The following is a 10,392-nucleotide window of genomic DNA, read 5'->3' on the forward strand; positions in this document are numbered from 1 at the left end:
TGAATGAAACCGTCTTTATGAATATTCTTATACCAAATGAAATTGATCAAAAAAGTTGAGGTGTCATTGACTAGTGGCGCGAACGTTTGAAAATAAAATGACCTAATTATCGGAGGGATGAAGGTGTTAAAGAAGTGGATATGTGCAGGGGCGATTTTGATGGCCGTCGGTACTGGTGGCATGACTGCTCAGGCAGCGGATGCAGGGAGTATTAATCAGGCCGATTATAAGAAGGCGTTAGAAACAGCCCCCATGGGGATTGTAATGGATGGGGAAGATGCTGCTGTGACAACAGAAAAAACGGATAGCCAAAATAGAAGTAAGGCCGAGATTGTTTCCGGGAATAATCCAAGTGTTCCAAATGGGCAGGTTGTCTCAATGACTCGGCATCAAAGCGAGTATGCCTCTATTTGGTCCAAGCATGGCAGCGAATTTGAGCTAACTAAGCCGCAAACGACATCAATGTGGTTATATTTTGGGAACCAGTACTCAGCCTCAGGTGAAGGAATGGCATTTGCTATACACAACGATGCGCGGGGTGTGAATGCAATGCCGGAATTGAATAAAAAAGGGAGTGTCCCAGGAGAAACTTTAGGAGTCTGGCCATCAGATACCGTTAGAACACAAGGAGAGGCCGCTGGCTTAGCAAAGCGAGGTATTCAAAATAGCTGGGCACTTGAGTTCGACACACATCAGAACATTAAAAGCGGGGGGCGTGCAGCAGGTCAAGCGGACTCGTTTGATTTGGAATTTGAGAATAGTAAGGTTGGAGACCACATTGCTTCTAATCATCCCGGAAGTAGTGCTAGTTTCATACAGCACGTTGACTCTGGGGTTCTTTGGACTGGAAATACACCAATAAACGTGATGCATTACTACTATCACATACAGCATGTTGGGATGATTGGTGATAAAAGCAATAGTAACTACTTGTCAAACGGTCAGTGGCGACATTTAACATTAAAGTGGCAACCGGCTAATCATGAAGGTAATTCGTACGGTCAGATGACTTATGTTTTTGATGATAAGGATCCGAAGACTGGAGAGCGTCTTAATGGTCGGGAACAAACAGTTAATGTTAATGTTAACACGATTGATCCAGATAGAAATGGCAAAGCTCGTTGGGGACTTGCCGGTACGACAACTACTAAGTTTGCCTCCAATCAATTAGTGGTCTTCGAAAAAGCACCAGACCTTATCGATGGTAAGACAACTACAACGCTAAAAAATCTTACGCGAAAGAAGGAAGTTAAAGCGGGGGACGAAGTCTTTGCCAAGGATAAGCTCGAGCTATCCTATCAGTTCAACTATCAAGATGGGCAACAAGCTAACTGGGCGAATATTCAAAGCTACTTAAAGCTCCCTACGGATATTGATTATGATAAGGCCGAAGTCACGTATAGTAATGGGCAAGTGCAAAACATTTCCCTTGATGATCGCCAAGACCAATCAATTAATGTCTTCTTGGCAGAGAAGCTAAATAAGGATGTTGCCACGGCTAGTATTCGATTTACGGGGCGCGCCGCTGCGGTGGACGATCGGCGTGAGGTCGCTAGCACAACTAGTAAATACACGTCTAACGTGATGATTGGTGAGTTAACGACACCCGACTTTGTTATTAATCCCAGTCAAGAATTAACGTTAACGGTCACGAGTGATCAACATCTTTCACTGCCCGTCAATGAAGCGACAACTATTACGGGTCAAGTTGACTTAGATAGTGCTGCTACCCTTGCACACGATGAGCCAATTTGGGTACACGTAACTATTAACGGTAAGGTTCAAAAAGAACCGATCAAAGTGGCTGAAGATGGGACGTTTAAGGTTACGCTACAGGCTAACCAATTACAAAAGGGTGATAATGTCATTGAAGTTGTCGCGACCTCTGGTGAGTTACGGTCAAATGCAGAAGAAGTGACGATTTCTTGTTCAGGCTGTTTAGAATTAACGGCGCCTAGTGACGTGTCGTTTGAATCGAAACAACTGACTGGTCAACGCCAGGAATTAAAACGTGGTGATGGTTGGGAATTGTCTGTGCAAGATACACGAGGCGCTGGTTCTAAATGGCGCTTGAGTGTGAAAGCTGCGACCTTTGTTAACGAGGTGGGCGATCATTTACTTGGCAAGCCCGTTTATGCGACTCGCGAAGGAAAAACGCCAATTGAAAAAGAAATGACGCCAATTGTGACGCACGAAACGACTAAAAAACAGGCGAAAAACCATAATGTTTATGGCGTTACCGATGATTGGGACCACCAAACAGGGATGTTTCTTTCAATCGACGATGGCGCGACGACTGGAAACTATCAAGGCGAATTAACGTGGTCACTTGATGATGTTCCCAGCTAACCTTGACTAGGGCGAAACAAAAGTATTGAGCGGAATAGAAAGCACCACAATGAAGGATGAAATCTAGTTGGCTACTAGGTTTCATCTTTTTGTCTTGAATCAATGAACGACCATTGCTTCTTAACTATAGAATAACGAAGCCGCTTCAACGGTGGAACCACAACGAATCCGCTTGTAAACGAACTTAACGTGAAATTAGCTAGTTTGGGGCACGAACTAGCTAAAATTAACCATTCGAATGGGTTATTTACTGACAGCCCATCATTTTCGCGTATAGTGTGGGCAGCGTTAGGAAGTAAGTTGTCGGTTTTGTTTTTTGGAGGAGGTGTTAACATGAGACGAAAAACGCGCACAGTTCTGTGGAGCTTGCTTGTCGCGTTGACTTTTTTGTTAGCAGGAGGATTTCTGACGCAAAGTATATCGGCTCAAGCTGATACGGTTCCGATTATCGGGTTAACGGGTAGTGATGCCAAGGTAACTGACTTTGACGGGAACCCGATTGCTGGTGGTCAAGTAACCAATGGTCAAAGCTATAAGGTGAGTTATACATGGGGGATTCGAGATGGTATACCAGTAAGAAGTGGTGATACGGCGGTTGTTTCTTTGCCAAGTGGGATGTATGCGGCTAATGATATGGTAATTTCAATTGTAGATGATGCTGGTCGAGAGGTTGGGATCTTCACAATTAAGGCAGGTGAAACCAGCGGGATTATCACATTTTCAGATTTGTTGGGGACAATAGCGACCAACCGTGCCGGTACTTTGACTTTCGCGGTTAGAGCTGGTGAAAGTTCTGGGGATAATGCGCAGAGTAATAAGATCGCAAAGCAAGGCATTATTCTTGAGTCAGATGCGCAAGGGCGACCGACCAAATTACGATGGACGATTTATGCTACACAAGCCGGTAAAGATGCAAATGACGTGGTGTTAACTGATACCATGGGACCTGGCCAAACGTATGTTGAGGGCTCGGCTACTGCAGAACGGGGGCAGTTGATGCCAACTGGCGTCTTTGTGGGATCGTCAAATGTAACGCCTAGTGTAGCAGTTAGTGGTAGTCAACTAACCATCACGGTTCCCGGTGTGACCAATGCTACTCGAGTAACCTATGACACAACACCAACGAATTTTGATCAAAATGGGTGGGAAAACTCTGTTTCGTTTAATGGTCAAAAGAGTGATTCTAATATTGCGTGGGGCGGTGGTGCAACTGGTGGCGGTACGCAGCCAAACACGGCCACTGGTTCAGTTGTATTAACCAAAACTGACCCAGAAGGTAAGGTCTTAGCGGGTGCAATTTACACGTTGAAAAAGGCCGATGGAACGGTCGTTGCATCGGGATTAAAGACAGACGAACAGGGTAAAATTACGTATGAAAAATTAGAGCCAGGTGCGTATGAGTTTATTGAAACGGCTGCACCCAGTGGGTATCAAGTGAGCGAAAAGCCAGTGACATTTACGATTGTTGCTAATCAGACGGCCGCGGTGAGCGTAACGGCGCAAGACGATCCCTTAAAAGAGAACCCAGGGACGACAACGCCAACGGAACCGGAAAATCCAACGAATCCAACGGAGCCGGGTAATCCGGGAACGACCACACCAACTGAGCCGACGGAGCCTGGCACCCCTACGAATCCAACGGAACCTAGCAATCCGGGGACCACGCCACCGACGAAACCCGAAAATCCAGGAACCACGGTACCGCCGACAAAACCGGGTGTCACGCCTCCAACCAAGCCTGGTGTGACACCACCGGCAAAGCCAACTAAGCCGATAAAATCAACAGTACCACCAACGATGCCAAAGCATCCGACGACTCCAGGTACGCCTATTACGACCAAGCCGGGACATCCTAAGACGCCTAGCACGCCGGTAGCAACCGTTAAGCCAAAGGTAGCACCGTCAAGCCGAGTGACACCTAAACACGTGGTAACAGCGACTACGAATGGTTCGGTTTCGACGGGAACAGGTGCCCCAACTGGGACTATGTCGACCGGGATGACGCCGTCAAGCACGGGAACGGAACATCGAATGGGTCACAGTAATGGTGCGGTTTATGCTAGTGGACATAGCCTGCCACAGACCGGTGAGCAACGAACAACCAGTCAAGATCTACAAGTCGTTGGAGGGGTACTTCTCATCCTGGTAGGTATTGGTGGCTATGGCTGGTATGAGCTGAAACGACGAGATTAATTGCATAAAGGAAATGACGCGTCCTTTAATGGGGCGCGTCATTTTTTTTGAGAATTTGGGGGTTCATGGTCTTAAACGGTCAACGCTATTTGCTAATTAGGGGGATTAACCATAAAATGGGGTTGAAATGGCAACTTAATTAGATTACAGTTAAAAGATTCGTGGCAGAATGATTACTTATAGGGGTGGGTTATGAAAGACATATTTAAAAAAGAGTCAATTGCAACATATTTGAAAGCAGATGCTCGGTTATCCAAGACGCTGCGTGCACGTGATTTGGTAGCGTTAGGAATTGGTGCCGTGATTGGGACGGGAATTTTCATTCTTCCTGGGCATGAGGCGGCCTTGCACGCTGGTCTCGCCGTGGCCGTGGCCTTTTTACTCGCCGCACTGGTTTCTGGAATTGTTGGGATGGCATATGCTGAATTCTCCTCAGCGATGCCAGTTGCTGGGTCAGCCTATTCATTTGGTTCTGTCGTTTATGGCGAAATTGTGGGCTGGATTCTAGGATGGGCCTTGATTTTGGAATATTTTCTAGCGGTGTCCGCCGAAGCAACCGGGTTTGCAGCGTATTTTAATAATAATATTTTACACGCTGTTGGTCTCAACTTGCCGCGAGCTTTGCAGGCAGGGCCGATGGAAGGTGGCGTGATCAATTTATCAGCAACGCTGATCGTGCTCATTGTGGCGTTCATTATTGTTCACGGGACGACGTTATCTAAACGCGTGGAGAATGTGGCAGTGGTCATCAAAGTTGCAATTATTATATTATTTATTGTAGTTGGTGTATTTTACATTAAGTCGGCGAACTATGTCCCATTTTATCCGCAAAAGTTCCGAACATCACCGTGGGGGCTAGGTGGGATTTCAACGGCCGCGGCAACTGTCTTCTTTGCTTTTATTGGGTTTGATGCGCTAGCCGCTAACTCAGCCGAAACAATTGAACCGGAGAAAAATGTTGTTCGGGGTATTTTAGGAACCGTTGTCGTATCAGTTATCTTATACGTCGCCTTTTCGTTAGTTCTGACGGGGATTGTTAATTATCGGCAACTAAATGTGGATGATCCGGCCGCCTATGCGTTACAACTTATTCACTTGAATACATGGAATAAGTTGATTACCATTGGGGCATTAATCGGTATTTTTACGTCGATGATTACCATGTTCTTTGGCGGTTCTCGGCTGGTTTACGCGTTGGGGCGTGATGGCTTGTTACCAGCTCGTATGGGTGAGATTAGTTTTAAGCGTGCCGTGCCCAAGAATGCCATTATTGTTGCAACGGTTGTGCAGGCGTTCTTTGCGGGACTGGTGCCGCTGACAGAATTGGCTTCGCTCATTAATGCGGGAACATTGCTGGCGTTTGCCTTTATTTCCTTTGGGGTCATTCCCTTGCGGCGACGAACCGATATTGAAAATCATGGCTTTAAGATGCCATTGTACCCATTTCTACCTATTTTGGCTGGGGTAGCCAGCATTTACTTTATTATTATGTTGCCGAACGTGACCAAGATTTCCGTGGGGCTATGGCTCTTGGTGGGAGTTGGGGTTTACTTTGGTTATGGTTTGCGCCATTCTAAACTGCAAAATCGAACTGAATAGTCAAATTAAAACTAGGAGTGACCCCTATGACGAGGGGCACTCCTAGTTTTATTATGTAGAAAAAAATTCACAAAAAAACAGCACAACGTTTGACCGTTATGCTGCAATGGTGAGGTGCGGCGACCTTCGGAACGCTTGCGCGCCGATCGCGTACCCTCACCGTGGTTTGGCACCTCGACTAGTATCGCATGAGTGGCGAGCTAAGTCAACCGAAAAAACTAGCTATAGGACTAGTGCCTTACATAATTGTTGGCACCAAGCCACCATCTAGACGTAAGGCCTCACCGGAAAAGGAGCTAGCATCTGGGCTGGCCACGAAGGCAGTAAATCGACCAATTTCAGCTGGTCGAATCAAGCGTTGAATTTGGGAGCGTGAACGATGGTTTTTCATGAAATCAGCTTCCCATTGATCCCGTGGTAGACCACTGTCAGCGTACATAGTGGTCAACATAGCTTGAACACCCTCGGTAAGGGTGGATCCTGGCATGATGGTATTCACGGTAACGTGTGTCGCAACGGTCAATTTTGACAAGCTTTTAGCTAAGGAGAGGTTCATGGACTTGGTCATACTGTATTGTGGCATTTCACCAGAAGGCATGATGGCTTCTTCACTGGCGATAAAGATAATCCGACCGAAGTCTTGAGCTAGCATTTTGGGAAGATAAAATTTAGCTAAGGCATTACCCGCTAAAACGTTAACGTCAAAGAATTTACGCCAAACATCATCGGTAATTTCTTGGTAGGCCATAGGCTCAAAGATTCCCATATTGTTAATGAGAATATCAACTTGTGGGACTTGCGTAAAGAGTTTTTGCTGGTCTGCCGACTGGGCAATGTCGGCAGCAATTCCACGGGGATGGGTCGTTGGGAAGTCCGTAGTGAGTTCTTGTACGACGTGCTCAACGACCGAAGCTTGGCGACCATTAATAATGACATCGGCCCCTTCACGAGCCAGTTCAGTTGCAATGGCCTTGCCGATACCTTTAGTAGAGCCCGTAATAAGCGCTGTTTTTCCGGTTAAATGTAAATCCATTGATGTAACCTCCTAGGTCAGAAATCAAATTCATCAGGGTTGGGTCCCACGCGTAAGTCGGCATTGAGGGCGTCAATCCGCTGCATATCTTCAGGCGATAACTTAAAGTCAAAGACGGCGGCATTACTAGCGCGGCGTTTTGGCTTAACCGATTTAACGACAAGTAGAATGTCTTGCTGAATATCCCAGCGGAGAATGACTTGAGCGACTGTCTTGTGATGACTGGCCGACAAGCGATGCGGTTCAAAGTTGTTTACACCAAGGACTTTAATCTTGTTCACTTTAAAGTAAGTTTTGAAGCAGCAATCGGAAAATAGGGGTGCCTTAATTTTTTGTAAACAAAAAACCAAGTCACTAAGACTTGGCACGATTTTAATCGTCTTCAGGAACGCGATTGGGCGTTGCAGGGTGTCGACCTCTTAGCCAACCAACAATGGCTGGAATCAGTGAAATGATGATAATTCCCAGAACAACTGCGGAAAAGTGTTCTTTCACAAACGGAATGTTACCAAAGAAGTACCCACCACCGGAACAGATAAAGACCCAAGTGATAGCAGCGCTAACGTTGTAGGTTAAGAAGCGGCCATACGGAAACTTTGAGCCTGCCGCAGTGAACGGAACGAATGTCCGAATAATTGGCATGAAGCGGCCTAGGAAAATTGCGAGGGGCCCGTGTTTACGGAAGAACGCTTCCGATTGAGCCAATTTGTCTTTATTAATCAGACGGCCAAACCAGGAATGATTCGACAGAGCGGCGCCCGCCTTGCTACCAAGATAGAAGTTAAGGGAATCACCGGCAACAGCTGCGAGTAAGAATAGACCACTAAAAAGCCAGATATTTAGGCCATAAGCGGGATTAGCCGCTAGAGCTGCAGCGGCAAAGAGTAACGAATCACCCGGTAGAAATGGTAAGATAACCGCACCAGTTTCGATAAAGATGATGGCAAACAAGATGATATAGGTCCAGCCGCCAAAGGTATTGACGATATTGACCAAGTGACTGTCAATGTGAAGGACAAAATCAATTAAATATCCCATTAAGGTTCTCCTTATACATTTTAATTTAGTGACCATAGTGTAAGTCAGAAGACACCTCACTGTCAGCAGAATCAGTGAAGCTTAATGAAATTATGAGAATTACTTAAAGGGGGTATCTTGTTCCCCCTGATCGTCATGGGCCAATCGTGCTGCAGCTGCGGCAGCAATGGCTCCAACTAAATCATCTAAAAAAGTGTGAATGATTCCGGGTTCATGAGCATTCAATTTGGCTAGGATTCCCGGTTTAACCCGGTCGATGTAACCATAATTGGTAAAGCCAATTGACCCATAGATATCGACGATGGATAGCGCCATGGTTTCATCAACACCGTAAAGACCCTCATCACGTTCAACAATGGTTTGAAGGGGTTCCAAGAGTGTGTGATTTTCAGCTGCAATATCTAGTTGGATACCTGTGATAATGGCATTTTGAACTTCTCGTTTGCTTAGGACGGTTTGGACACTATCCAAGGCTAATTCAGGACTCAAGTCTTTAATGAAGTTTTTTTGTAAGAAAATAACCAGGTCGGCTATGTCTTCTAAATTGACACCACGCTGGTTGAGTAGATCAATAGTACGTTGTTTTAAAGCAGTTGCTGGTTTTGCCATGAGGGATCTCCTTTATTAGTTAATTAATTTCAGTATAACACCGACTGCGTCGGTTGCATTTTTGTTGACTGGCGGTGATAATAGATAAAAGATAGTGTTTGAAAAGATATGGAGGATAATTATGACAAAGTTTCCACAAATTGATTTGGCTAACGCCAGGGGCCCACAAGTCACGATTGAGACATCGATGGGGACTATTCAGCTGCAGCTGTTCCCCGAACAAGCACCAAAGACGGTTGAAAACTTTGTAACCCACGCTCAGGCTGGTTACTATGATGGCTTAACTTTTCACCGAGTTATTCCTAACTTTATGATTCAGGGTGGCGATCCAACTGGTACTGGGATGGGTGGCGAAAGTATCTGGGGACAACCATTTGAAGATGAGTTCTCACAAGAGCTTTATAACTTGCGTGGTGCCGTGTCAATGGCCAATGCTGGTCCGAATACTAACGGTAGTCAATTCTTTATTGTGCAAGATAAGGACATGACTGAACAAATGCAAGGCCAAATGAAGGATGCTGGCTTCCCTAATGAAATCGTTGATGCCTATAAGAATGGTGGTACGCCATGGTTGGACTTCCGCCACACAGTCTTTGGTCAAGTGATCTCGGGAATGGATGTTGTCGATGCCATCGCTCAGGTCAAGACGGATGCTAGTGATCAGCCAGCAACGCCTGTAACAATGGATAAAGTGAAGATTCAAGAAAATGACTAATCAAAAACCTACTATAAGAAGGAGGACGGTAGCATGGCATTTCAGATTGGCCAACGGGTGACTGGCCATATTACCGGAATTCAGCCTTATGGGGCCTTTGTCAGTCTTGGCGGTCATCGCCAGGGACTGATTCATATTTCAGAATGTCATTGTGGCTATGTTAAGGATATCCATGATTATCTAGCAGTTAACCAAGAGGTGGATGTTGTTATTTTAGACATCGATGAGTTTACAGGTAAGATTAGCTTGTCGTTAAGGTGTTTGGAACATGTTGACTTTAATCAGGAGACATTACCACATCAGCATCGACACTATTGGACGAATCATCGAATCAATATTGGTTTTAAACCAATTGCAGACCGACTATCCGGTTGGAAAGCGGAAGCGTCACGACGTTTAGATCAAGAAAAGGTCTCCTCCTAAAGAGGGGCCTTTATTTTTTTATTTTTCCCTTGACCTAAGACGGGATGCTTGGTAAGATATTACCTGTTGCTGTGAACGACAGAAATGCATAAAAAATAAATTGCTGAATAGTCATACAATTTGAAAATAATGCTTGACGCGTTAAACAGCAACTGATACAATGATTTATGTTGTCGAAAGGCATCAAGCATCCGAATATCTCAGCCAACCGGTTGAATATATATTCAAAAGTTTTAAAAAGATGTTGACATGATTTAGACGACATGATATACTTTAAAAGTTGTCACGGAGCGCTTGCTTCTGATAACTCGGTAGACCTTTGAAAACTGAACATTGTTTCGACAAACCAAATATGTGTAGGGCGGTTTGATTTTAGAATCAAACCCAAACAATATTTGCGAAGTCAATTCGCTTTTAAAAATGTAACAACAAT

At 45.3% G+C, this 10,392-nt stretch carries 8 protein-coding genes and 1 pseudogene; 5 read left to right on the forward strand and 4 right to left on the reverse strand.

Features of this window, described 5'->3' with window-relative positions; all coding sequences use genetic code 11:
* Nucleotides 1-117: 117 nt before the first annotated feature.
* From ACP4IT_RS09575 to ACP4IT_RS09585, 3 genes are all read left to right on the forward strand, one after another.
* On the forward strand, nucleotides 118-2,349 hold the full coding sequence (locus ACP4IT_RS09575; RefSeq protein ID WP_051464035.1) for a lectin-like domain-containing protein: 2,232 nt from the start codon (nucleotides 118-120) through the stop codon (nucleotides 2,347-2,349).
* A 333-nt stretch (nucleotides 2,350-2,682) separates the two neighbouring features.
* The gene (locus tag ACP4IT_RS09580; RefSeq protein ID WP_426855584.1) at nucleotides 2,683-4,542 is read left to right on the forward strand and encodes a SpaA isopeptide-forming pilin-related protein; all 1,860 of its coding nucleotides are present in this window, start codon (nucleotides 2,683-2,685) and stop codon (nucleotides 4,540-4,542) included.
* Nucleotides 4,543-4,734: 192 nt separating this feature from the next.
* Entirely contained in the window at nucleotides 4,735-6,141 is a 1,407-nt protein-coding gene (locus tag ACP4IT_RS09585; RefSeq protein WP_156646923.1) for an APC family permease, read from the forward strand.
* A gap of 238 nt (nucleotides 6,142-6,379) precedes the next feature.
* Here ACP4IT_RS09585 and ACP4IT_RS09590 read toward each other — a convergent pair whose 3' ends face one another.
* The 4 genes and pseudogenes from ACP4IT_RS09590 to ACP4IT_RS09605 form a co-directional block, all read right to left on the reverse strand.
* Nucleotides 6,380-7,174 (reverse strand): SDR family NAD(P)-dependent oxidoreductase, encoded by a 795-nt coding sequence (locus tag ACP4IT_RS09590; protein ID WP_011667914.1) that lies wholly within the window; start codon nucleotides 7,172-7,174, stop codon nucleotides 6,380-6,382.
* A gap of 17 nt (nucleotides 7,175-7,191) precedes the next feature.
* Nucleotides 7,192-7,395: pseudogene (locus ACP4IT_RS09595) on the reverse strand (aldo/keto reductase); the annotation flags it as partial.
* Between the two features lie 151 nt (nucleotides 7,396-7,546).
* Complete coding sequence (locus tag ACP4IT_RS09600) at nucleotides 7,547-8,212, reverse strand: VTT domain-containing protein (protein ID WP_011667913.1); 666 nt, start codon at nucleotides 8,210-8,212, stop codon at nucleotides 7,547-7,549.
* Nucleotides 8,213-8,311: 99 nt separating this feature from the next.
* Entirely contained in the window at nucleotides 8,312-8,821 is a 510-nt protein-coding gene (locus ACP4IT_RS09605; RefSeq protein ID WP_011667912.1) for a phosphatidylglycerophosphatase A family protein, read from the reverse strand.
* Between the two features lie 121 nt (nucleotides 8,822-8,942).
* Between ACP4IT_RS09605 and ACP4IT_RS09610 the strand changes: the two genes are divergently transcribed.
* Nucleotides 8,943-9,536, forward strand: a complete 594-nt coding sequence (locus ACP4IT_RS09610; RefSeq protein WP_156646925.1) for a peptidylprolyl isomerase — start codon at nucleotides 8,943-8,945, stop codon at nucleotides 9,534-9,536.
* Between the two features lie 33 nt (nucleotides 9,537-9,569).
* Nucleotides 9,570-9,959 (forward strand): CvfD/Ygs/GSP13 family RNA-binding post-transcriptional regulator, encoded by a 390-nt coding sequence (locus ACP4IT_RS09615; protein ID WP_011667910.1) that lies wholly within the window; start codon nucleotides 9,570-9,572, stop codon nucleotides 9,957-9,959.
* Nucleotides 9,960-10,392: the final 433 nt, after the last annotated feature.

Origin of the sequence: Levilactobacillus sp. LN180102, from assembly GCF_050106635.1 — a bacterium.
Classification (GTDB): Bacteria; Bacillota; Bacilli; order Lactobacillales; family Lactobacillaceae; genus Levilactobacillus; species Levilactobacillus brevis.

Coding starts and splice junctions, on each gene's coding strand:
- ACP4IT_RS09580 (WP_426855584.1), top strand. CDS start 2,683: ATGAGACGAAAAACGCGCACAGTTCTGTGGAGCTTGCTTGTCGCGTTG.
- ACP4IT_RS09610 (WP_156646925.1), top strand. CDS start 8,943: ATGACAAAGTTTCCACAAATTGATTTGGCTAACGCCAGGGGCCCACAA.
- ACP4IT_RS09575 (WP_051464035.1), top strand. CDS start 118: ATGAAGGTGTTAAAGAAGTGGATATGTGCAGGGGCGATTTTGATGGCC.
- ACP4IT_RS09615 (WP_011667910.1), top strand. CDS start 9,570: ATGGCATTTCAGATTGGCCAACGGGTGACTGGCCATATTACCGGAATT.
- ACP4IT_RS09590 (WP_011667914.1), bottom strand. CDS start 7,174: ATGGATTTACATTTAACCGGAAAAACAGCGCTTATTACGGGCTCTACT.
- ACP4IT_RS09605 (WP_011667912.1), bottom strand. CDS start 8,821: ATGGCAAAACCAGCAACTGCTTTAAAACAACGTACTATTGATCTACTC.
- ACP4IT_RS09600 (WP_011667913.1), bottom strand. CDS start 8,212: ATGGGATATTTAATTGATTTTGTCCTTCACATTGACAGTCACTTGGTC.
- ACP4IT_RS09585 (WP_156646923.1), top strand. CDS start 4,735: ATGAAAGACATATTTAAAAAAGAGTCAATTGCAACATATTTGAAAGCA.